Origin of the sequence: Synechococcus sp. R70.1, assembly GCF_047461675.1 — a bacterium.
Classification (GTDB): domain Bacteria; phylum Cyanobacteriota; class Cyanobacteriia; order Thermostichales; family Thermostichaceae; genus Thermostichus.
The window spans coordinates 17,889-39,296 of record NZ_JANSHR010000016.1; the positions used below are offsets into that span (position 1 = coordinate 17,889).

20 protein-coding genes and 1 tRNA gene are annotated in these 21,408 nt (G+C 59.0%); 9 read left to right on the forward strand and 12 right to left on the reverse strand.

What is annotated here, in order from left to right; genetic code table 11:
* Nucleotides 1-38: 38 nt before the first annotated feature.
* Together hemH and NW807_RS01955 are read right to left on the reverse strand one after the other, a co-directional pair.
* Entirely contained in the window at nt 39-1,064 is a 1,026-nt protein-coding gene (hemH, locus tag NW807_RS01950; RefSeq protein ID WP_414393084.1) for a ferrochelatase, read from the reverse strand.
* Between the two features lie 124 nt (nt 1,065-1,188).
* Complete coding sequence (locus NW807_RS01955; protein ID WP_414425142.1) at nt 1,189-1,671, reverse strand: hypothetical protein; 483 nt, start codon at nt 1,669-1,671, stop codon at nt 1,189-1,191.
* Nucleotides 1,672-1,937: 266 nt separating this feature from the next.
* On the opposite strand from NW807_RS01955, the gene NW807_RS01960 reads away from it, so the two are divergent.
* From NW807_RS01960 to NW807_RS01970, 3 genes are all read left to right on the forward strand, one after another.
* Nucleotides 1,938-2,453, forward strand: a complete 516-nt coding sequence (locus tag NW807_RS01960; protein ID WP_414410569.1) for a Tic20 family protein — start codon at nt 1,938-1,940, stop codon at nt 2,451-2,453.
* A gap of 136 nt (nt 2,454-2,589) precedes the next feature.
* Nucleotides 2,590-4,398 (forward strand): 6-pyruvoyl-tetrahydropterin synthase-related protein, encoded by a 1,809-nt coding sequence (locus NW807_RS01965; protein WP_414425143.1) that lies wholly within the window; start codon nt 2,590-2,592, stop codon nt 4,396-4,398.
* A gap of 253 nt (nt 4,399-4,651) precedes the next feature.
* On the forward strand, nt 4,652-5,278 hold the full coding sequence (locus NW807_RS01970; protein WP_414406285.1) for a GerMN domain-containing protein: 627 nt from the start codon (nt 4,652-4,654) through the stop codon (nt 5,276-5,278).
* Between the two features lie 121 nt (nt 5,279-5,399).
* Here the strand turns inward: NW807_RS01970 and NW807_RS01975 are convergent, their stop codons facing one another.
* Together NW807_RS01975 and NW807_RS01980 are read right to left on the reverse strand one after the other, a co-directional pair.
* Nucleotides 5,400-6,281 (reverse strand): arginase family protein, encoded by an 882-nt coding sequence (locus NW807_RS01975; RefSeq protein WP_414425144.1) that lies wholly within the window; start codon nt 6,279-6,281, stop codon nt 5,400-5,402.
* Between the two features lie 33 nt (nt 6,282-6,314).
* Nucleotides 6,315-8,048 (reverse strand): phospholipase D-like domain-containing protein, encoded by a 1,734-nt coding sequence (locus NW807_RS01980; RefSeq protein WP_414425145.1) that lies wholly within the window; start codon nt 8,046-8,048, stop codon nt 6,315-6,317.
* A gap of 171 nt (nt 8,049-8,219) precedes the next feature.
* On the opposite strand from NW807_RS01980, the gene NW807_RS01985 reads away from it, so the two are divergent.
* Nucleotides 8,220-8,393 (forward strand): hypothetical protein, encoded by a 174-nt coding sequence (locus NW807_RS01985; protein ID WP_414393095.1) that lies wholly within the window; start codon nt 8,220-8,222, stop codon nt 8,391-8,393.
* 101 nt (nt 8,394-8,494) lie between these two features.
* Nucleotides 8,495-10,000, forward strand: a complete 1,506-nt coding sequence (locus NW807_RS01990) for a YcjF family protein (protein ID WP_414425146.1) — start codon at nt 8,495-8,497, stop codon at nt 9,998-10,000.
* Nucleotides 10,001-10,044: 44 nt separating this feature from the next.
* On the opposite strand, the gene NW807_RS01995 is transcribed toward NW807_RS01990, so the two are convergent.
* The 8 genes from NW807_RS01995 to NW807_RS02030 all read right to left on the reverse strand — a co-directional run bounded on the left by NW807_RS01995 (nt 10,045) and on the right by NW807_RS02030 (nt 16,605).
* Nucleotides 10,045-10,119 (reverse strand) — tRNA-Arg (locus NW807_RS01995).
* Between the two features lie 33 nt (nt 10,120-10,152).
* Nucleotides 10,153-10,638: a molybdopterin synthase catalytic subunit gene (locus NW807_RS02000; protein WP_011429088.1), complete on the reverse strand. Its 486-nt coding sequence runs from the start codon at nt 10,636-10,638 to the stop codon at nt 10,153-10,155.
* A complete protein-coding gene (locus NW807_RS02005) occupies nt 10,639-10,938 on the reverse strand; it encodes a MoaD/ThiS family protein (protein WP_346426097.1) in 300 nt (99 codons plus the stop codon).
* Nucleotides 10,877-11,971, reverse strand: coding sequence for a cyclic pyranopterin monophosphate synthase MoaC (gene moaC, locus NW807_RS02010; protein ID WP_011429090.1), 1,095 nt, complete (start codon nt 11,969-11,971; stop codon nt 10,877-10,879). The genes NW807_RS02005 and moaC overlap by 62 nt, the downstream gene beginning before the upstream one ends.
* A 4-nt stretch (nt 11,972-11,975) precedes the next feature.
* Nucleotides 11,976-12,914 (reverse strand): GTP 3',8-cyclase MoaA, encoded by a 939-nt coding sequence (moaA, locus tag NW807_RS02015; protein ID WP_414425147.1) that lies wholly within the window; start codon nt 12,912-12,914, stop codon nt 11,976-11,978.
* Between the two features lies 1 nt (nt 12,915).
* The gene (locus tag NW807_RS02020; protein WP_011429092.1) at nt 12,916-14,079 is read right to left on the reverse strand and encodes a molybdopterin molybdotransferase MoeA; all 1,164 of its coding nucleotides are present in this window, start codon (nt 14,077-14,079) and stop codon (nt 12,916-12,918) included.
* Complete coding sequence (locus tag NW807_RS02025) at nt 14,057-14,530, reverse strand: nitrate reductase associated protein (protein WP_011429093.1); 474 nt, start codon at nt 14,528-14,530, stop codon at nt 14,057-14,059. The genes NW807_RS02020 and NW807_RS02025 overlap by 23 nt, the downstream gene beginning before the upstream one ends.
* Nucleotides 14,527-16,605 carry a molybdopterin oxidoreductase family protein gene (locus NW807_RS02030; RefSeq protein WP_414393104.1) on the reverse strand — a complete coding sequence of 693 codons (2,079 nt, stop codon included), beginning with the start codon at nt 16,603-16,605 and terminating at the stop codon, nt 14,527-14,529. The genes NW807_RS02025 and NW807_RS02030 overlap by 4 nt, the downstream gene beginning before the upstream one ends.
* Nucleotides 16,606-17,106: 501 nt before the next feature.
* On the opposite strand from NW807_RS02030, the gene NW807_RS02035 reads away from it, so the two are divergent.
* From NW807_RS02035 to NW807_RS02050, 4 genes are all read left to right on the forward strand, one after another.
* On the forward strand, nt 17,107-17,541 hold the full coding sequence (locus NW807_RS02035) for a type IV pilin protein (protein WP_099812592.1): 435 nt from the start codon (nt 17,107-17,109) through the stop codon (nt 17,539-17,541).
* Nucleotides 17,542-17,662: 121 nt separating this feature from the next.
* Nucleotides 17,663-18,985: a dihydroorotase gene (locus tag NW807_RS02040; protein WP_414425148.1), complete on the forward strand. Its 1,323-nt coding sequence runs from the start codon at nt 17,663-17,665 to the stop codon at nt 18,983-18,985.
* A 41-nt stretch (nt 18,986-19,026) separates the two neighbouring features.
* A complete protein-coding gene (gene rapZ / locus NW807_RS02045; protein ID WP_414425149.1) occupies nt 19,027-20,028 on the forward strand; it encodes an RNase adapter RapZ in 1,002 nt (333 codons plus the stop codon).
* Entirely contained in the window at nt 20,021-21,379 is a 1,359-nt protein-coding gene (locus tag NW807_RS02050; protein ID WP_414406236.1) for a gluconeogenesis factor YvcK family protein, read from the forward strand. Before rapZ ends, NW807_RS02050 begins: the two co-directional genes overlap by 8 nt.
* Nucleotides 21,380-21,408 lie beyond the last annotated feature (29 nt).

Sequence of the window (21,408 nt, forward strand, 5' to 3'; positions counted from 1 at the left end):
GCTAACTGTGGCCTGCCCCCCGCCTAGAGTCCTTTTGCCTAACGCTCCAGCAGCGAGCTGCCCACCGCAGCCGGCACAAAAGCAGGTGCTGAGGGAACCAGATGGGGCTGCACCAGAGCTGCCAGGCCAGCAATAAATAGCGGGTCGGCGTTCAAGGCGGGCACACGGCGAAAATCGCGGATCCCAGCCCGGTGGGCCAGCTCTCGATACTCGATGTCGATCTCTTGCAGGGTCTCGATGTGCTCTGAGACAAAGCTAATCGGCACCACCAGCAGTTGCTTTACTCCCCGCGCGCCTAGCTCTGGGATTACTCTCTCGGTGTAGGGCTGCAGCCAGCGCAGCGAGCCCACCCGGCTCTGGTAGGAGAGCGTGTAGCCATTTGGGCGTCCCACCTGGCGCCAGATGAGCTCGACGCAGGCCTCCATCTCTTGCTGGTAGGGATCCCCGGCCTGGGTGACGTAGCTTTCGGGAATGCCGTGAGCGCTAAAGAGCACATGCACTTCTAGGGGATCCTCGAAGGCGTCCAACTGCTCCCGGATGGCCCTAGCCATGGCCTGGACATACTGGGGCTGATCGTACCAGGAACAGATCTGGCGGCGCTCGATGCGGGCCAGCTCTGGGTCTTCGGCCCAGAGGCGATCCAGGAGCTTGAAGCTGGAGCCAGTTGTGCTGATGGAGTACTGCGGGTACAGCGGCAGCACCACCAGGCGGGTGATCCCGTCCGACTTGATCTGCTGCACCACAGACTCAATGAGCGGGTGCCAGTAGCGCATGGCGACATACACTGGCACGTCGTAGCCCGCCGCCACCAGTTGGGCCTGCAGCTTTCGGGCCTGTTCAGCGGTGATGCGCCGCAAAGGAGATCCCCCCCCGATGGCAGCGTAGTTGCGCCGGGATTTGGGCGCTCGCAGGATGGAGATGGCCCAGGCAAATGCCCCCTGCAAAAAGGGAAAGGGCAGCCGGATGAGCTCCGGATCGGCAAAGAGGTTGTAGAGAAAGGGCTGCACATCAGCCTGCGTTTCTGGCCCCCCCAAGTTCAGCAGGAGCACGCCGCATTTGGACATAACAAGCTCAATGACCTTCCTTATCCACTGTAGAAGGTCTTAGCCCCTAGCGAGAAAGGAATTCTCAGCTTTCCGTGGGTCGGATCGTCTCCCCACCCTCTACTCCGCTGCTCTTGGGCTGGCGTTAGAACTCTTGGCCGCGGTAAACCCGCTGTAGGGCCGGCGTGACCGAATAGCTATCGACATCGGCCAGGCTCAACTTCAAGCGCAGCGTATTGAGCAGCCTCCAGTAGGGGGGCACAAAAGGGGTTAAGGACTCCGTCCCGCTGACGCGAACGGGAAAGGGTTGATGGGGGAGGGGGTGGGCAACCCTCTCCAGAGGGCAGCCACGGTAGCGGAGCAAGCTAGACCCGACCAGGGAAGCTGAGGATTCCCCTTGGCTGGGATCCACCGTCAGGCCGCGAAACTGGATCTTCCCTGGACGAGAGGCTTGTCGATAGCGCAGGTAGCGACCCCAGAGTTGTGCCAGCCACTCCGGCAAAGCCTCAGGCCGAACGTGGAAGCGCTCCGGCAACAGACGGTCGTTGAGAAAGCCGATGAGCCCAGACCAGGCCTTCCAGAGCAAGGCGGCGACGAGGCGAGTAGGGGGAGAGGATGAGATTTTCATAGATCTCTGCACAGCCGAGAGTTGGCGTCGATTATACCAGTCCAGAAAGGACTCCGTCCCGCTGCGCGAACGGCTGGAATGCTCGCCCTGAACGTCTTGCCGCAAAAAAAGGGAAGCTGGCTTTCGAGCCAGCCCGTGGAGCCCCCCAAACCTATCGACTACAATGGGCCCAAGGCTTGTCTGCCCTTTTCCTCTGGCAAGGGAGCGGCATTGCCCAAACAAGCAGACTCTAGCGACCACTGCAGTGAGCTGAGGGACTCGAGGACATGACCTGGCGCAGCAACATCACTCCCAGCGAAAGGCCTCCGGCCCGCTGGCGCGAACGGCTGTGGGGATCCCTTCCTTACCTTCTGCCTTTGGTATCGGCTTTGCCCTTGGGCTTTGTCCCCTCGGGGCTGTTTCAATCCCTGCCAGGACTGATCCCTATCTTTCTACCGCTACTGCATTTGTTGCCTCTGGTCACGGGCTGGCTGGGGATGGGGCTGTTCTTTGCCCTCCTCTTTTTCGTCATCCGCAACGGCCGCATCGCCCACTTTGTTCGCTTCAATACCATGCAGGCGCTGCTGCTCAACATTGCCCTGTTCTTGGTGCAAGTGCTGCTGCAGGTGTTGGGTAGGCTCCTTGGCAGCCTAGCGCTAGGGGCAGTGGGCAGCATTTTGGCCAACACTGCCCTTCTGGGAGTGATGGCTGTTACTCTCTACGCTTGGTCCCAGAACCTGCGTGGCCGCTACGCCGAGGTGCCGGTGCTCTCTGAGGCTGCCTATGCTTGGATTCGCTATTAGTTCCTGGCCAAGAGGGAGGTAGGCCCAAGGCTGTCTGTCTGGCTAACGCCTGCTACAGAAGCTGGAAGTTGACCTGCGGCCTGGAGTGGAGCTATCGAAAACATCTGCCCGGTGCGCGAAAGGCGGGCTCTTGGAAATGGTGAAAGCGTTACGCCAACCGGGGCTGTTGGTCGGGCTTGCGCTGCTGGCCGGAGTGTTGGCCCTGCTCTGGCCAATGCTGCAGCAAGGCTATCCCATGACTCACTCCACCCACTTCAACCTCAGTTGGGCCTTTCAGTATCAGCGCCAGTTTTTCGGCGGGCAGTTTTACCCCCGCTGGCTGGAGTACTCCAACTTCGGCTACGGCAATCCCACCTTTGCCTTCTACCCGCCTTTGTGTATGGTAGCCACCCTGCCCTTTCGCGCCCTGGGGCTGGACCTGCCTGGATCCCTGGTGGCCAGCATGGGTCTGGCGATGGCGGTCTTTGGGCTGGGGCTATACGTTCTGCTGCGGCAGGTGCTTCCTTGGGCTTTGGCGCTGGTCTTGGCCCTGCTGAGCATGGCCGGCCCCTATTGGTTGGTGGATATCTACCAACGGGGTGCAATTGGAGAAGTGTGGGCCATTGCCGTCTCCCCCTGGGTTTTCTGGGCCTCGCTGCAGGTGATTTGCCGGCCTCAGTCCCTCTGGCCGATCGGGGCTTTGGCTCTGAGCTATGGCCTACTAGCGCTCTCCCACCTGCCCACTTTGCTGATTTTTACTCTGGTTTGGCTGCCTCTGCCGTGGGTGGTGGGGGGAAGGGATCCCTTCTGGACTAGGGTGGGACGCTGCTACCTGGGATTTGGTCTGGGACTGGGGTGGGCGGCTTTTTATTTGCTGCCGGCTTTCTGGGATCAGCGCCATGTCCAGGTGGATTTTGTCAACTTTGCCGAGGAATACATGCCCCAGCATCGCTTAATGCTGAGCGGGCTAACTCAGCTTCAGCCGCGCTGGACAGAGCACTGGTTTGAGAGCAACCTGGTGGGGTACTGGGTCTGGATGGCAGCGGTTGTGGTGGGCGTTGGGATCTTAGTTTTTCTAGAATGGCTGGTCCGCCGGCCGGGGGGGAGTTTTGATGCGGCTGGCTCCCTTGCCAGAGCTACCTTGCTCTACAGCTTTGGGGCTAGCCTGGTGGCGCTGCTGATGACGACGGATCTGCTGGCTTGGCTCTACGAGTGGTTTCTGCCCCTGCAACGCATTCAATTTTCCTGGCGCTGGATGGCAGTGACGGCGGTAACCGTGCCCTGGCTTTTGGGATCTCTAGCGGGTTGGGGATGGGGGCAAAGGCGCCTGCGGCTTCTCTTGCTGGTGGGGATCGGACTAGCTATGGGGGTGCAAACTTGGCAGGGCTTTCAACTCTTGTCCAAGGCCAGCTTTGATCCACAGCTTGTTCAAACTTTTCAAGAGCTGGCTACAGCTAAGCAGTTTCCTAAGGAGCCCCAAGAGAGGCCCGGCATTGCTTTCTTGCACCTGCACTGGCGCTTTCCCGATGGGCTGGCGCTGGTGGATGCGCAGGAATACCGGCCCCGCCAGGCCACGCGGCCCATGCCGCCCCCGCAGGTGGATCCGCTGCTCCAGTGGCAAGGCGAGCTGGAGGATCCGGCCGCGCAGCTACAGGTGGAAGAGTGGCGCTATGGCTATCGCCGCTTTCGCGCCATCAATCCCACGACTCAAGAGCAGCCCGTAGTCTTGCGCACGTTTTACTACCCCGCTTGGCGGGTTCAAATTGATGGACAGTTTAGGGCTGCCGAACACGACGGGTCGGGGCTGTTGCAGGTACGGATTCCCCCGGGAGAGCATCGCGTGAAGGTGCGCTACCTGGGCACGGCAGCCGAGTGGCTGGGCTGGATCCTGACGGGTGTAGCTGGTGTGCTGCTGGTAGAGCTGCGACGGCTTGTGCGTTGGTTGAGGTTGACCAAGGCGGCGTAGGCCCTGCCGTGCCACTTTTCTAGAGCAGACTTTTCTTTCTTCCTGCTTCCGCAACCGGCTACTACCCCCCAGAGGGATCTCCCCCGGCTCGAGCTGACGGTAGTTGCCCCTTGCTCTTGAGAGAGCAAGCTGGGAAAGGATCCCCCTCTAGGGCTGGGTAGAACGTCAATTGAGCTTCTCTTAGGCTTGTCTCCCGGCAGAGAGAGCTTTTCTCCGCTACCCTAGAGCTAGTAAAGCAAAGAGATTGGCAGCAATGAGCCACTACGAAGGGCGGCCTGCCCAACTCGGCTTCCTCAGGGAGGGGGAGCAACGCCCCCGCCGACCGCGTGGCCAGGCCCTGCAAGTGGGAGTGCTTGGCTTCTTGGTGGGATTGGGGCTTGTGGGAGGAGCCTGGTGGTACAGCAGGGGGCCGCGGCAAACTTTTTCCCTGTATTGGCTGACCACGGTTGACAACTCTATCCACTACGTGCAGCAGGAGCGCTCCCTTCGCGCCTTCGACGCCCAAGAGGCCATTCGTAGGGCTCTGGAGGAGTTGATCGCTGGACCCAAGGATCCCCGCCTCACCACCGCTATTCCTCCCCAGACGCGGGTGCTGGATGTACGGGTGGAAGGCGACGATATTTTTTTGAACTTCTCCCCCGAATTTACGCAAGGGGGGGGATCCACCGCAATGATGGGTCGGATTGCCCAGGTACTCTACACGGTTACTAGCCAAAACCCTAATGCACGGGTTTGGATCTCCGTGGAGGGACAGGCCCTCGAAGTGCTAGGGGGAGAAGGGCTGATTCTTGACCAACCCTTGACGCGGGCCTCGTTCTTGCCCAGTTTCCCGCTTCCGGCAGAATCCAAGGCAGAGCCGTCAGCCGCATCGGCCTCTTAAGCAGCCATGCTCTCTGGAGTGAAGCTGTCTCCAGCGTCCGCCCTTGGCCAACCAACGGTGAAGCTGGGCCAAAAGGTGCTACTGGTAGACCCCACCTCCGGAAGAACACCTGCGAAAGACTTCATAGGCCAGACTCATTTTCCAGCCGCTCGAGACTAGCGGGGTTGGGATCCAGCTTCAGGGAGTAGAGGCCGTAACAGGCCAGCAGCCAATTGAGAAGACGAGCTGCAATGCGGGCAGTTGGTCGCGTTGCCGAGCTTACCGCCACCCCTCCCAGGGAGACGCCGACCACAGGACGAGCAGCGAAGATGGCCTCACAAGTTTGTAACAACCGAAACCAGCTCAGCCCCCCTGGCTCTGGGTAGTGCACTGCTGGCGCTAGCGAGGGATCCAGCACGCTACAGTCCACCACCAAAAACACTGGCTGCTCCGGCAAAGCCTCGACGACCTGCTGCGGATCCCAGGCCTCTTGAGCCCAGAAAATGGGGCTGTGGTGGTCTCTTAGCCAAGCGTAGGCGCGGGCACTGCTGCTGCGCAGCCCCACGTGCACTACCGGCAGGCCGTGCTGGTAGAGCAGCTCTACCCAAGCGCCGTTGCCGTAGCTCATATCTTGATCTGGCTGGGTCATCTCTATGGGGGGCATGAAGTTGGCATGAGCGCTGCAATGCACCACACTGAGACTCAAGTAGTGCTTCCAAAGGGCACGAATGGCCCCCCAACTGGCTGCTAGAACCGAAGGCAACAAGACCGGCCACTGTTGTCGTCGCCAGGCCTGGGTCACTGCTGCCTCACACAGGCCATAGGGTGGCTCATCCATCAGCCCCGGCAACTGCGCCACCGCCAGCTGATCCACATCGATCCCCAAGCGCGGCTCAAAAGCACACAGTTCTGCGCCTGCATTGAGGATGGTCAACGGAGCTTGGGTATCCGGGCCAAAGGCAGTGGGAATGAGGAGAACCCTGGCGCTGGACTGGGAGCAGGGATGGAGGGACCACTGGGCCATAGGCGGCGTTTCTGCTTGCCAAAGGGGGGATCCCTACCAAGTTACTCGACCCCGCAGTTGCTCCATCTTGGCTGGGCCGATGCCCTTAACGCGCTGCAGATCCTCCAAAGAAGCAAAGGGGCGGGCCTCGATAATCCGTTGCGCCAGGTCTGGGCCGATGCCAGGCAACTGCTCCAGTTCGGCTGCCGTGGCTGTGTTCAAGTTAACGCGAGGGGGACTGGGGGTAGCTAGCGAAGGGGAGGACCTCGAGGTGGCCTCTAGCAGCTCCGGCTCTACTGTGGGGGAAGTAGGGGCAAGCGGAAGGGGGTTGGGGCAGCGGCGGGCTGCTTCCTCTACTTCCTCCCGCAAGCGACGGCTGGGGCCAAAGCGGGCCTCGGCCAGGAGCCGCTCGAACTCTCGCACAAAGTGATCCACCACCTGCCTATTGCGGATAATCAAGAGGTTTTCGTCGTTGAGGTGGTTGGCCGAGACTGACCAGTTGTGGGAGCCGGTGATCACCGTGGCCTGGGGGGTGCCGGGATCGAGAATAGCGAACTTGTGGTGTAGCTTGTCGCCGGGGGCGAGGTTGGGTATGCCTATGGCTTGGGGGGGCTGCTGCCAGGGCAGGCGGGCCGGATCCAGGCGGCAGTTTTCGTCTGGAAGCGCCAACCCCCACATCTCTAGGGTGCGGCTGTAGTCGCGGAAGGCAAAGCCGGGATCAAACAGGCCGCGGATCTCCACCTTGCGCTCCTGGTGCAGTTGCCGGAGCTGGTTGGCAATGCCAGAGTCGGTAAAGACAAACAGAGCCAGATCCACCCGCTTCTGCGCTTGGGCCAGGGTGGTCGCAATAATGCCGTTAGAAGTAGCCTCATAGGGCAGGGAACGGCTGGCGGGGGAAAAATGCACCTCCACGACGGCATCGTCAATCAACACCGTCTGCAGGGGTCGCTTGCGCTTTTGCACGCCAAAGCGGCTATCGGGCAGCCCTCCCGGCCCGTCCCCCCACATGAGGTTGAACTCCTCCGTATAGATGCGGGCCAGCTCGGGGCTATCCAGTAGCAGCAGGTGGTTGGCATTGCCCACGCTGCCAGGAGCATCGAAATCCCCATGGATATCGGAGAGGGTGAAATTGGCTGAGCCAGTCAGCACCCGCTGCCCGTCGATAACTACAAACTTGTGATGCATCAGGCCGCTGCCCTTGGAGCCGTCGGCGGTGTCGTCCAGCCAGGGCACCTGGCCTCTATCCAGCAAGGCGTACACGTCCCGGCTGGCGACCTCCTCGGGGGAAAACCGCCCGTCCCGGTTTACATCCACCAGACGGCGATACTCTTCGAACTTTTGACGGCTGCGCTCGTCCAGCGCCTGCACTTCGGCAGGGGTCAGCCGGTGCCAGGCCCGCACGTAGGTGTTTTCGGTAATCACGCGCACTGGGATCCCGGCCTGCCGCCGCTCTGCAAGGGCCTGGGCGATGAGGGGCAAGTTTAGCTCCTGTACCGCCACATCCACCGACCGCCGAGCAGAACGAATCTGGGAGATAATCAACTCCTCCAGGTTGTAGCCGTAGCGGTGGATCTGGCGATAGGGATCCCGATAGGTGCTCTCGCGGCTTTGGTTAAACGCCACCCGGATGCGAGGGTGCTGCGGCAGAGGGGCCAGGGTGGGCAGCTCTGGTTCTTGGGGAGAGGGCCGAGGGCCTACCCAGTAGCCAACTGCTACCAGGATCAACAGCAGGGCGGCCCAGGGCAGCCAACGGCGCAGTTGCCGCCACCAAGACGGGATCCGGTTCATCCCCTTTTCCCCTTGCAGCAACCCCCTTCAGAATACCGAACTTTGCCGAAAAACTGGGCATAAAGCCCCGTCCCACTGCTCTATGTTCGAGCCCCCAACGGCATCACCTCAGTCATCGCCAGAGCTTTGGGGCAATAAGATAAGTCTAGCGGTTGATTGAGGAGGCCCGGCGTGGAACGGCCCAAGTGGGTAGCTATTATTACGGGAGTTCTGGCCATTGCTTTGGGGGTGGGCTATTTGTTGCTGACGCAGCTATTGGATTACCGCGGGGGTAAGTTCTTGCCAGCGCCGTCGGAGCCACCAGGGGTCTTGAGCGTCTTGGCAGGGATCCCTGGCCTGAATTAGCTGAGAGCAATTGACTGTATGCTCAGCTACAGCACGCCCCCTGCTCAAGAAGCGGCTGGGGGGAGATAGGGAAACATTTGGGCAGACGGGGAGTTGGCATAGTGTTGTCGCGCTCCACTTGGCTGTGGTTATTGACAGGGCTAGGACTAGTGGCCTTGAGCCAGTACCTGCAGTGGGTTGGCGGCATCCACAGCTCTATCGCCTCCTACTCGGAACCGCTGGCCGACCTGACCGTGGCCGGCATTCTGGGAGGAACGGTGACTACGGGGCTGGTGGTGCGCCACTGGTGGCAGCAGGTTTGCCGAGGACAAAGGGAGCCCACCCCAGGGGCCAAGCCGCGGCGGCGGGTTAAGTTGACGCGGGCTCAGGTGCAGGCAGATCTGCAGGATGTCGATTCCCTTATCCAGAAGTTGCAAAACGACATCAGCCGCCGTGCCCTGCAAGCCAAGAAACAGGAGATCGATCGGCGGCTGGCTGAGGAGGCATTGCACCTAGTGGTGTTTGGCACGGCTTCTGCTGGCAAAACCTCTCTCATCAACGCTCTGCTGGGGCGGCCGGTTGGGGAAACTGCCCCCACTCTGGGCACCACCCAGCAGGGCTCCATTCACACCTATCAACTGGAAGGTTGGAACAGCCCCATTTACCTCACCGATACCCCTGGGCTATTGACCATCGGCGGTGCCGGCGAAGCAGAGGCCCGCGCCCTCGCCCAGAAAGCGGATCTGTTGATTGTGGTGGTGGCCGGGGATCTGCTGGCTTCGGAATACGCGGAGCTGCTGGAGTTGGCTCGGTTGGGGAAAGCCACTATCCTAGCCCTCAACAAGACGGATCAAATGCTGCCGGAAGATGTGGAGACCGTCCTAACCCACCTGCGCCGCCGCACTGCCGGCGTCATTCCTCCTAAGCAGGTGGTGGCCATTGCCGCTGACCCCGAGCCCTTGAAAGTTCGCTACTGCTTCCCGGACGGATCCCGTCAGGAGACCTGGGAGCCCCAGCCCCCTGATACCGCCGCCCTCATCCAGCAGATGGCCCGCCTACTGCAGCAAAAGGGATCCCATCTGCGCCTAGCCAACGCCCTGCTGCAAACCCGAACCTTGAGCGAGGCTGTCCAGCAAGCCCTGCGGGAAGAGCGCTGCCAACGGGGCCGCCAGATCGTGGAGCGGATGCAGTGGGCAACGGCTGCAGCTCTGGCGGTAACCCCCCTCCCTGCCTTGGATGTCCTAGCGGGGGTGGCCATTCAGGCCCGCATGATTGGAGAGCTGCACCAAGTCTTCGATCGCCGCATTACCCTGCAGCAGGCTCAGGCAATTGCTCACCGGTTGGCCCAAATGATTGTGCAACTGGGCGGACTGGAGCTAGCTACCCATGCCTTCAGCTCTGCCCTCAAAGCCAGCCCCTGGATGCTCATGGGGATCCCTCTGCAGGCAGCTAGCGGAGCCTATCTGACGCGGGTGGCAGGGCTCAGCTACCTGGAGTGGCTGCAGTCAGGGGATCCCTGGCAGGAGGAGCTCCTGCAAGAGCGGCTGAGGCAGCAGCTCCAGAACGGCCATCCCCTGGCTTTCCTCAGACAGTTAGCTCGCCAGGCCCCCTCCAGCTCCAGCAGCTAGCCGAAGACTTTTCCAAGAACCCGCTAGGAAACCAGCAGGGCTGACGGGACTGGGCGGATTTGAACCGCCGACCTAGCGCTTAGGAGGCGCTTGCTCTATCCAGGCTGAGCTACAGCCCCAGGTCAGGTACCTCACTGATACTAGCAGAGAGGCTAGGGGGTATCGCCGCAAGGCTGCCGAGCAATAGCGTTCTTATGGAATTGCTGGAACAAAGGCTTTGCTTTCTGACACAAAACCCAACGCGGCGGCTCACCCCAGTAGTACTCTTTTTTCCAAATGGGCAAGCGCTCCTTGATTGCATCAATGATGTAACGTGCTCCAGCAAAAGCGGCGCCGCGATGTTCAGCTGTAGCACCAACCCAAACCGCAATATCACCAATTGCAAGATGACCCTGGCGGTGACAGGCAACAGCACCGCAGAGGCCAAACTTGGCGTGGGCTTCTCGGAGGATCTTCTCGCCCTCCTTCTGGGCAAGGATCTCGTAGACTTCGTACTCCAAGCTGAGAACAGGTTTGCCCTGGCTGTGGTTGCGTACCCAGCCCTCGAAGGTTACTAAGGCACCCGCTGTGTTATTGACGAGCAAACGACTGAGTTCAGCTGGCTGGATGGTGCTATCCACAATTAGAAAACGCAGCATTTAGCCCCCACAAACTGGTGGAATGAAAACTACCAAGGCACCTTCATCTATCGGCCTAGTCAAGTCACAGAACTCATGATTGACAGCAACCTTAACGTCCTCCGCTGCTAGCGAAAATCCATACTTTGCTTGCAGCTGCTGATAGAGCTCTAGGTAGTTTGCTGCACTGGTTTGCAGTACTTCGCTGCTCCGCTGAGCCTGTTCCCGCAGCACTGCTACATATTGAATTGTTACGGTCTTACTTAGGACAGATTGAGTTACCATGGCTGCAACTACCCCAAACTGATTGGAAAGTGGCATACTCCTCGGCGGTATTGACGTTCATGAGCTCGACCTCATGGTTGGGGGTAACTAGGGTGCAGGGCTGCCTGCTGAGGATTTCCACAGGGCAGTACACCCCTTCCGCGTAAGCCCTTTCGAGTACCGCTGCAGCTTGAGGAGTATAGATGGCGCAAAGAGCTTCCGGGAAGCCGCGCTCGGGGTTAACATAGCAAGTTGCGATTGTTTCGGCTTGGTAGTGATCCAGCAGCTTTTGGATTGTTTCTGACCGAAGGTTCAGTAGATCACAGGCAACAACCAACCAGTTAGCTTCAGGATGAGTATTCAAGGCAGTCAATAGGCCACTGATCGGGCCAACGCTTTCTACTAGATCTGGTAGTGTGGGCAAGAGCTCTAGAGCTGTGCCCGACCACTGACCGGCACGCGCTGACAAGTAAACCTGCTGGCAGTAGGGCTGCAGCAGTTCATAGAGATAGGCGGCGTGGGGTTTGCCAAAAGGGTTCAGCAGCGCTTTATCGCGACCCATGCGCTTGCTACGTCCCCCTGTGAGCACCAAGCCATAGAGGGGACGTTCCAGGAGGGCGTTTTTGCCGCCGGACTTAGTTACTAGGCGGGTCTCCTGGATGCAGATATGGGGCGACACCGACTTGCACATGTCATAGATTGTCAGCGCTGCTGTTGCCGCACCACAGAGAGCTTCCATTTCAACCCCTGTCTTAGCGCTGGTCTTGACAGTGCAGTGGATGGTTACAAGCAAGTGATCATCAATTGTGATATCAAAGGTGCAGTCTTCAACAGGGATCTGATGACAAAAGGGGATCAGTTGGTCAGTTCTTTTAACAGCCATTGTGCCGGCAATGGTTGCTGTCTGAAATACCGGTCCTTTTTTCAGGTGGATATCTTGGCCAACAACATAGGATCTGAGAGCAGGTGGCAGTTGAACTCTTGCCCGTGCTGTGGCCGTTCGCAAAGACACCGATTTGTGGCTAATATCTACCATATGCGGATGGCCTTGAGCATTAAGATGGGCCCATGTACGATCAGCTTTGTCCATAGAGCTAGCCCCCTAAGCCGTACATTGGGTGTGAGACCTGCTCAACCCGGCGCAGTGGTTTCATCCCCAAAAGCTGCTGGTAAATTTGCTGACGTTGGCCTGGTGTTTTGTCTCGAACCAAGAGACCCTCCTCACTAAATAGGCAGGCAAAGAGACGACCATCAGCTGTCAAGCGCCACCGGGAACAGCTGCTGCAGAAGGGCTGAGACTCAGAGGCAATAAATCCAACTTTAACATTCTCGTCGATTGTAAAGTAAAACGCTGTCGAATCAGGTGCCGCTGGAAGGGGGGTTAGAGTATAGCGTTCTTGCAGACGGGCAATGCACTCTTGTGCTGAAACGTAGTGTTCTTCATAGAGAGAGTTGGCATAGCCGACCCGCATCAGCTCCAGAAAGCGAACTGTCACGCCTGTCTTGCGGGCAAACTCAACGAAATCAAATAGCTCGCAATCGTTGATCCCCCGCATTACAACCGTATTGACTTTGAGGCTAAATCCCCGGGCAATACCCTCCTGGATATTACGGAGAATATCCGCCAGGCAGTCGCGACGGGCAATTGCAGCTTGGGTGGAGGGCTGTAGGCTATCGAGGCTAACATTAAGGTTGAGAACGTTGGCAGCCTTGAGAACGTCCCAGTAGCGGTGGAGCAGCAGGCCATTGGTTGTTAGGCTGAGGGACGGGATCTTCAGCTTGGCAAGTTCCTGAATGACTTCATCAAAGTCTTGCCGAACCAGAGGCTCACCACCTGTAATGCGAACTTCTTCAATGCCATAGTCCAGCAACTCGCCAATAATTTCTTTGTATTGCTGCGGAGTTAAGTAGCTACTTTTGTCCAGAAATTCTGGATGCAAAGGCATGCAGTAGCGGCAGCGAAGGTTGCATTGATCGGTTAGAGAAACCCTTAGCTTGCGAATGCGACGATTCCATTGATCCACTAGCTGCATCTTAGTACCACGGATAGAATTGGATGCTTTGCTCGGGGCTGAGGATAGTTTGAGCCGGGGGTAACTCTACAAAGCCATCGCTGTCTGTTAGAGCGATGAAGTCTCCGGAGTTGTTAGGCATAATCGGTGTAAAGACTCGGTTGGCGCTCATCTTAACGGGCACAAAAAGAGTGAGATTGGGTTTGAAGGTAATGACTTCACTTAGGTGCCCAGAGTCAGTGTTACGGTTGAGGAGATAACGATGCAAACATACAAGAGCTGAGATGGGGTTGCCTGGGAGGCCCCAAACTATAGTATTGGCCTGATGGTCGATGCCAAACCACATTGGCTTGCCTGGCTTTTGCGCCACGCCGTGGATGTAGGCAGTAACACCACAGCTTTGCCAGATGGCCGGCAAGTAGTCACACTTTCCCCTTGAAACACCCCCAGAGTAAATCAAGAGGTCGTAGTTTGGGGTATTGGCTTGGTAGTGGGTGGCAATGGCAGCAGGATCGTCCGGAAGGTGATCGGTCTCAACCTCGGTATACCCGTAGGCAAGAAGAGCCGCTCGGAGGGCCTCAGCGTTGGAGCGCCGCAGTTGGTAGGGTGCAGGGGTCTGCTCAATGGGAATCAATTCGCTGCCAGTTGCCACAACTTTGATGCGAGGAGTCCTCTCAACTTGGATGCGGCTGTAGCCAAAGGAGGCCAAGATCCCGACGTGGATGCTCTTGAGGGTAATGCCGGGGCGGAGAACCAGCGCTCCTGCAGAACAATCGCTACCTTGGGGATGAACAAAATCACCCCTGTTGCGTTCGACTTCCTGGGTGATGGTGGCAATTCCTCCCTCGATACGAATTTGCTCGTAGGGAATGACGAGATCACTACCCAGCGGCAGGGCACAGCCAGTCATCACTTCCAAGCACTGCTGCGGATCGGGCAGGGTGGCAGGGCTTGTCCCCGCAGGGGCTATGCCTGCAACAGCAAAGCTTCGCTGCCCAGCAGCATAAGCGGCATAGTTGATGGCGATACCGTCCATCAGGACCCGGTTAATTGGCGGGTAGTCCCGATCGGCGTAGATCGGCTCTGCCAAAACCCGGCCCACACAGCTTGCAATCGGGATCGACTCGGTTTTGGCTGGCAGCCAGTGGTCTTTAATAATGGCTTCAGCTTCCTGGACAGTGACCATAGGTGTGGGGTGCGGAAAATTCCTGAAAGGCGGGTAGGAAATTGCGGTTTTCGTGGCCAGGGCGACTGAGCTTAATGAGGGCAAAGCGCTGCAACGGGGTCAGCTTTTGCCATAGCTCAAGAGTCAGCACGACCCCCTTGGCTGCCGCCTGCTCAAGAACGCAGTCAGGGATGGTGGTAGCGTCTTCCCAGGCAGGGTTTGGATCAACAGTTACCTCAGCGGCCTGCTCTTGGCAGACACTTTCGATAAGGTGAATTAGGTAGGCGCGGTAGGCAGCTCGGTTGTCAGCGGTATCCGTTGGCAGGTCAACCAAACTTTGGCGCTGCTGGTAACTAAAACGCAGCCACTGATGTAACTTGAGCTTGATGCCGCACTGATCGAGCTTTAAGCGCACGATCATGGGAATGCAGCGAAGGCTGTCGGCAAAGTCTTGCTCAAACTTAAAGATCATTTTGGTGGCAGCTCGATGCGACTAAGCTTGACGGCACAGGCTTTGAGTTCAGGTTGCTTTGAGCTGGGGCAGGCAACCGGGTGGGTGAGAGCGTTACAGCTTGTATCATTGCCCCACAATGCCCCCCAGTGCATGGGCATGAACACTGTGCCAGGGCTGATGGCGCAGGTAATTTTAACCGGCAGGGTAGCCTTGCCGCGCCGTGATTCAATCCTCACCCAGTCACCCTCAGTTAGCCCTACCTTGCTGGCATCGCGGGGATGGATTTCGAGAAAGGGTTGGGGGTGCATTGCTCGGATTTTGGCGACATGTCCAGTGCGGGTTTGGGTGTGCCAATGGCCATAGAGACGTCCTGTGGTGAGGATGTAGGGATATTCAGGGTCGGGCGGCTCGGCAAGGCCGCGAGAATGGCTGGGGATAAAGCGGGCACGACCTGTGGGCGTTGGGAAACGGTGATCGGTATAGAGGTTGCGGGTCTCCACTGAACCTGTGCGCGGATATGGCCATTGCTGAGGCCCCTGGCGCAGGAGCTCATGGCTGAGGCCAGACTGATCGCAGAGACGCCCGGCAGTTAGACCCACATATTCGGCAAAGACCTCAGCGCTATCGGCAAAGTCAAATGCCTTGGCAAAGCCCAGGCGGCGGCCTACTTCCGCCCAAATTTCCCAATCAGCCCGCGCTTCACCAGGAGGGTTACGCCAAGCTGGACAGAGGGTAACGCGGCGCTCCGAATTGGTCATGGTGCCTGTCTTTTCGCCCCACTGGGCAGCAGGGAGTACCAGATGGGCATAGGCAGTGCTTTCGGTGGGGAAGTAGGCGTCTTGGACAATCGTAAAGGGCGACCGCGCCAGAGCTGCTTCTACCCGACGTAGATCAGGCAGGCTCACCAGGGGATTGGTGGCGGCAATCCAGAAAATATCGAGGGCATCGGCTTCGAGGGCACGGATCATCCCCAGCGCATCAAGGCCAGGTTCAGGGTTAATTGGGCCAAGCTGCCAGTGCTGCTCCACTGCTGCCCGATCCTCTGGATTCGTAACCTTGCGGTAGCCGGGCAATAGATGTGCCAAGCCGCCCGCTTCTCGACCGCCCATAGCATTGGGCTGACCTGTTAGCGAAAAGGGCCCTGCCCCTGCAAACCCTATCTGGCCGGTGAGCAAATGGAGATTGATGAGGCTGGTCACCTTGGCCGTGCCTTCGCTGGACTGGTTAAGCCCCATCGACCACATGGAAAGCGTTTTCTGCGACTGCTGCCACAGTCGCGCAACAGCAAGTACCTCCTCAACTTCTAGGCCACAGCGGCTGGCTACTTGCTCAGGGGTGTAGTCGGCAACCAGGGCAGCATAGGCTTCAAAGCCTTCGGTGTGCTGGGCAATGAAGTCATGGTTGATGGCGCCCCACTGAATGAGTAGGTGAGCAATGCCATTGAGCAAGTCAATATCGCTACCTGGAGTAATCCTCAGATACAAATCGGCCTCCTCAGCCGTCTGCGTACGACGGGGATCCACCACAACAATCTTTAGGCTTGGGTCGCTTTTGTGGCGCTTGCGCAAGCGATTGAACAGAATTGGGTGGCATTCAGCGGTATTGGTGCCGATCAAAAAAGCCAGCTCGCAGCTATCGAGATCCGTGTAGCTACAGGGGGGGCCGTCCGAGCCGAGACTCTGGCTGTAGCCCTCTACGGCAGAAGACATGCAGAGGCGGGAATTGCTGTCGAAGTTATTGCTTCCTAGACACCCCTTAAGTAGCTTTTGGGCAATGTAGTAATCTTCGGTTAGCAACTGCCCTGAGCCGTAGATGGCAATCCTTTCGGGAGAGGTCTGGCGAATGCGCTCGACAATTAAATCCAGCGCTTGATCCCAGCTCACCGGCTGGAAATCCTCGCTGAGGCTAGGGCGATAGAGAGGCACCGTAGCCCGATTGCAATCGAGGGTTTCCAGGAGAGTCGCACCCTTAACGCAAACCATGCCCTGGCTGGACGGATGAGCTCGATCGCCGCGAATTTTTGTGCCGTCGGCCAGAATCTCTAGGCCACAACCAACCCCACAGTAGGGACAAAGGCTGCGTACGTTATCCATGTTCCCCCTCTGTTGTTACTTGGCTTGGTGTGGGCAAGGCGGCCGTAGGGAAAGAAGCTAGGGGTGTTGGGCCTAAGGCCTGCTTATCTAGCTGTCCTTGCCGCGGTTCTCACAAGTTCCAACGCCCCAGCCTAGAGACATTGACCTGGAACTTTTGTAGCTTGCGTTACTTTTTGCTCCTCACTATGCGGAAACATCATAGGAGGAATGCTTGAGCAGCATAGCCACCTCCTGCCAACTGCGGTTAGGTCTCTAGGCAAAGCAAGGGAGAAACAGGCAAGGAGTGCTCCTAAAGGCTCCGTCCTGCCAGACGAGGCGAGGAAAGTTTTAGGTCTGTAAAGGGCAACCTGAGATCAAGCTGCATAGGGGAGAAAGGCCCCCGAGTCGTTTGCACTTGGATACTGACGCTCCAAAGGGGAAGCAGACGCTGCTATGAGCTGACTTTCTCTTCATAAAGCCTATCTAATGCTCTGCCGTCGAGCAACTAAAGCTCCGCACGTCATGACCTTGATCAAGCTGCTGGCGGTAATCGTAATTGTCGGCATTCTCTCTGCTATTAGCATTCCCAATTTTCTTAACCACATTCGCCGTTCCAGAGTTGCAGAAGCCCAGACAGCTCTAGCAGCTATCGGCGGTGCTTCAGAAGTTTTCCGAATGGACTTCATGGTTTATCCTCCTGCCTACGCCGATATTGAATTTGGCGGGATCCACAGGGATCGCTATTTGCAAGATCCTTGGCAAGCCCCCAACTATCGTCTTCCTGAAGTTGTTCCTCCCACTGCCAGCTCAAGCGGCGTTCGTTGGATGACTGAGTCTCACACACATACAACTGTTAGTGGGGATCTCCTGCGCTGCGACCTTGGCTTAGGGGATCGCCAGCAAGAGGTTTTGGCCTCTGGCTACGACCTGCGCAGCTCTTGCAACCTCTATCGCTAGGAAGACAAGACTCGGGCAACTTGAGCTTGAGCTGCCGACTAGCTGTTCCATCGATTGGCCGGTTCTTAACCTGCTCGACAGGTGTTATCTTGAAAGCGCCTGTGAAAGGGGAAGCGGAGCTTTGGCCAGTAGCCTGCTGATCCGCAATGCCGAGCTGGTGGTACCGGAAGGGGATCCCTGGGTGGGAGATGTGCTGGTGCGGGACGGGCGGATTGCCCAGATTGGCCAACATCTCTCCACAGAAGGGGTGGCTAGGGTCATCGAGGCCAAGGGCCATACCCTGATGCCGGGGGTGATCGATCCCCAGGTTCACTTTCGCGAGCCAGGCCGCGAGCACAAAGAAGACCTGCAGACGGGATCCTGGGCCTGCGCTCGCGGTGGGGTAACTAGCTTTTTGGAGATGCCCAATACGGATCCGCCAACAATTGACCAGAGAACGCTGGAGGACAAATTGGCGCGGGCTGCCAGCAAGTGCGTCGTCAACTACGGCTTTTTCATTGGAGCCACTGCCGATAACTTGAAGGAGCTGCAACGGGCGCAAGGAGCCTGCGGCATCAAGATCTTCATGGGCTCCATGCATGGTCCGCTACTGGTGGATGATCAGGCTGCCCTAGAGAGGATCTTTGCCGAAACGGATCCCAACCTGGTCATTGCTGTCCACGCTGAGGATCACGCGCGGATTCAGGCCCGCCGAGCTCTTTTTGCCGGACGTACGGATGTGGCGGTTCACTCCCTCATTCAGGACGAAGAAGCAGCCTTGATTGCCTCGCGCCGAGCTCTAGACTTGGCCACCCGCTACCGCCACCGCCTGCACATTTTGCACCTCTCCACTGGCCTGGAGGTGGAGCTGCTGCGCCAGCACAAGCCAGCTTGGGTCAGCGCTGAGGTTACCCCCCAACACCTGCTGCTGAGCACTGCCGATTACGCTCGCCTAGGATCCCTGGCCCAGATGAACCCGCCGCTGCGGGATCCCGCCAATTTGGAGCAACTCTGGCAGGGACTGCACGACGGCATTCTGGACTGCATCGCCACTGACCATGCCCCCCACACCCTGGCCGAGAAGGCCCAGCCCTACCCCCACTCCCCCTCTGGCATGCCTGGGGTGGAGACGGCCTTGCCCCTGATGCTGACAGCCGCGCAGCAGGGCCGCTGTACCCTACACCAGGTGGTGCAGTGGATGTGCGAGGCGCCGGCCCGCCTCTACGGGATCCCCAACAAGGGGCGGCTGCAGGTGGGCTACGACGCCGACCTGGTGCTGGTGGATCGGCATACGCCCAAGCCAGTGCGACGGGAAGAGCTGCTGACCAAATGTGGCTGGAGCCCCTTCGAGGGCTGGGAGTTGGTGGGCTGGCCGTTGCTAACCATTGTGGGCGGGCAGATCGTCTTTCAAAACGGCCAGGTGGATCCCTCGGTGCGCGGCCAGGCTCTGACATTTTGCCGCTAGCCAGTAGAGGTAGATCCCCCCCTCGCCCTAGAATAGGCTGCATGGACAATCAGCCGACAAAACCAACCTCTGCAGCCCCAGCCGTTCTGGTGCTTGCCGGCCTGACCGGAGCAGGGAAAACTTTGGCCATTCAGCAACTCGAGCAACTGGGCTACACCGGCCTGGAAGGGATCCCGCCTGCCCAGGTCATCCCCTTGGTTGAAGCGATGCGGCCTCACCACGCCGCTTTGGCCATGAGTTTAAATCTCCACGCCCAAGAGTATCGGGAGCAGCTCCCCGAGCTAGATGCCTGGATGCGAGCCCAGGGGATCCCTTTCCTGTTCCTAGAAGCCCGGCCTTCGGTCTTGCTCAAGCGTCTTAGCGCCCACCGCCGCCCCCACCCCCACCACACCGGTGGCGGCCTGCTGGAAGCCATCGAGCAAGAAATCCGCGAACTAGCCCCCATCCGGCAGCGCTGCACCCACCTGCTGGATACCTCGGAGCTCAATAGCCAACAACTGCGGCAGCAACTGCAAGCCTTGGTGCAGGGGCTCCCCCAACCCCTCAACCTGCGGCTAGTGAGCTTTGGCTTCAAGTACGGCATTCCTCCTGAGGTCAACCTGCTGTTTGACGTGCGCTTTCTGCCCAACCCTTTCTTTCAGCCCCATCTGCGCCACCTCACTGGCCAGGATCGGCTGCTGCAGGAGTTTCTCTTTGCTGATCCGCTGACCCAGTCCACCTACCAGCAGATCTTTTCCCTCCTCCGGGCCTGGTGGCCCCACTATCGAGCAGAACGGCGGCCTCACCTAACCGTCGCCATCGGCTGTACCGGCGGACAACACCGCTCCGTGGCCCTGGTGGAACGCTTGGCCCAGGATTTGCAGCCTTGGACCCTTCCTGCCAACGGCTCTGGCCTGCCCGAGCTCAACCTCCAGGTTCAGCACTGCCATTTGCTGGAGTCGCAGCGGGAGCTGGAAGCCTGCTTTGGAGCACCGCCTGCTGGCCCCAGCAAGGAGCAGCCAGAGGCTAGGATCCCTTTGGCCGGCGTTCTTTCCCATGAGTAAACCTGAGCTCCGCAACAAGTCCCCCATCCGGGGACCTCGCCGCCGCAAGGCTGCCTGGTGGCGAAGTGGCTGGAAATGGCTCTTCCCTGGCCTGGCCGTCAAACGCTGGCTGAGCCTGGCCGTGGGAGGCGTACTCCTGATGCTGCTGGGCATTGCCATTTGGACGGAGCTGACCCCCATCTTTCGCCTGAAGCGGCTAATCGACATTACCCTGCGCTGGATCACCACCTGGATCCCGAACAACATCAGTGGTCCCTTGGTAACCGGGATTGGCTTGGTGATGGCGGTGCTAGGTTTTCGCAGCGCCCTGCGCTCCATCGAAGATGTGCTGATCCCGGAAGGGGACGAAGCGCTGGTGGATAAGCTCCTATCGCATCGGCGGCTAAGCCGTGGCCCTCGCATCGTGGTGCTGGGGGGTGGCACCGGCCTCTCCAACCTGCTGCGGGGGCTGAAGCACTACAGCTCCAACATCACCGCCATCGTTACCGTGGCCGATGACGGCGGCTCCTCAGGGCGCCTGCGGCGGGAGATCGGCGTGTTGCCCCCTGGCGACATCCGCAACTGCCTCACGGCCTTGGCCAACGAGGAAAAGCTCCTCACCGAGCTGTTCCAGTACCGCTTCCAGGCGGGGGAAGGGCTGAGTGGACATAGCTTCGGCAACCTGTTCATCACCGCCCTCACCGCGGTAACCGGGGGCGACCTGGTCCGGGCCATCACCGCTACCTCTCAGGTTTTGGCCATTCAGGGACGGGTGCTGCCGGCTACTCTAGCCGATGTCACCCTCTGGGCCGAGTTAAGCGATGGCCGCCGCGTCGTGGGTGAGTCCAACATCACCAAAGCTAGGGGGCGCATCTGCCGCATTGGCTGCGATCCCCCCAACCCTCCCGCCTTGCCCGAGGCAATCGAGGCTATTGAGAAAGCAGAGTTGGTAGTGCTAGGACCGGGCAGCCTCTACACCAGCATCATTCCCAACCTCCTCGTCCCTGAAATTGTCGAGGCCCTGGCCAGAAACATGGCGCCCCACATCTACGTGTGCAACATCATGACGGAGCCGGGGGAAACCGACGGCTACACCGTTGGGGATCACGTCATGGCCTTGGATCGGGTGGCGGGCCTGCGCCTGTTCGATGCCGTCCTAGTGCAACGGGATCCCCCCTCCCCTCGCACCCTAGAGCGTTACCGCCGCAACGGCTCCGAGTTTGTGGTTTTGGACCCGGATAAGCTAGCCTACTTGGGCTGCCGGGCCGTTCTGGCCAACGTCATGCAAGAGGATCCCGAAACTGGCTTGGTGCGCCACAACCCTGAGCGCCTAGCGGCAATGCTGATGCGCTGGTTCGACAGACACCGCTAAGCCCTCCTGTAGCTCCTAGATTCTTCCAT

Coding starts and splice junctions, on each gene's coding strand:
- NW807_RS02020 (WP_011429092.1), bottom strand. CDS start 14,079: ATGGTCACTGTCCAGGAAGCTGAAGCCATTATTAAAGACCACTGGCTG.
- NW807_RS02000 (WP_011429088.1), bottom strand. CDS start 10,638: ATGCTGCGTTTTCTAATTGTGGATAGCACCATCCAGCCAGCTGAACTC.
- NW807_RS02025 (WP_011429093.1), bottom strand. CDS start 14,530: ATGATCTTTAAGTTTGAGCAAGACTTTGCCGACAGCCTTCGCTGCATT.
- NW807_RS01955 (WP_414425142.1), bottom strand. CDS start 1,671: ATGAAAATCTCATCCTCTCCCCCTACTCGCCTCGTCGCCGCCTTGCTC.
- NW807_RS01980 (WP_414425145.1), bottom strand. CDS start 8,048: ATGAACCGGATCCCGTCTTGGTGGCGGCAACTGCGCCGTTGGCTGCCC.
- rapZ (WP_414425149.1), top strand. CDS start 19,027: ATGGACAATCAGCCGACAAAACCAACCTCTGCAGCCCCAGCCGTTCTG.
- NW807_RS01965 (WP_414425143.1), top strand. CDS start 2,590: ATGGTGAAAGCGTTACGCCAACCGGGGCTGTTGGTCGGGCTTGCGCTG.
- NW807_RS01970 (WP_414406285.1), top strand. CDS start 4,652: ATGAGCCACTACGAAGGGCGGCCTGCCCAACTCGGCTTCCTCAGGGAG.
- moaC (WP_011429090.1), bottom strand. CDS start 11,971: ATGGACAAAGCTGATCGTACATGGGCCCATCTTAATGCTCAAGGCCAT.
- hemH (WP_414393084.1), bottom strand. CDS start 1,064: ATGTCCAAATGCGGCGTGCTCCTGCTGAACTTGGGGGGGCCAGAAACG.
- NW807_RS01975 (WP_414425144.1), bottom strand. CDS start 6,281: ATGGCCCAGTGGTCCCTCCATCCCTGCTCCCAGTCCAGCGCCAGGGTT.
- NW807_RS02050 (WP_414406236.1), top strand. CDS start 20,021: ATGAGTAAACCTGAGCTCCGCAACAAGTCCCCCATCCGGGGACCTCGC.
- moaA (WP_414425147.1), bottom strand. CDS start 12,914: ATGCAGCTAGTGGATCAATGGAATCGTCGCATTCGCAAGCTAAGGGTT.
- NW807_RS02035 (WP_099812592.1), top strand. CDS start 17,107: ATGACCTTGATCAAGCTGCTGGCGGTAATCGTAATTGTCGGCATTCTC.
- NW807_RS02030 (WP_414393104.1), bottom strand. CDS start 16,605: ATGGATAACGTACGCAGCCTTTGTCCCTACTGTGGGGTTGGTTGTGGC.
- NW807_RS02005 (WP_346426097.1), bottom strand. CDS start 10,938: ATGCCACTTTCCAATCAGTTTGGGGTAGTTGCAGCCATGGTAACTCAA.
- NW807_RS01960 (WP_414410569.1), top strand. CDS start 1,938: ATGACCTGGCGCAGCAACATCACTCCCAGCGAAAGGCCTCCGGCCCGC.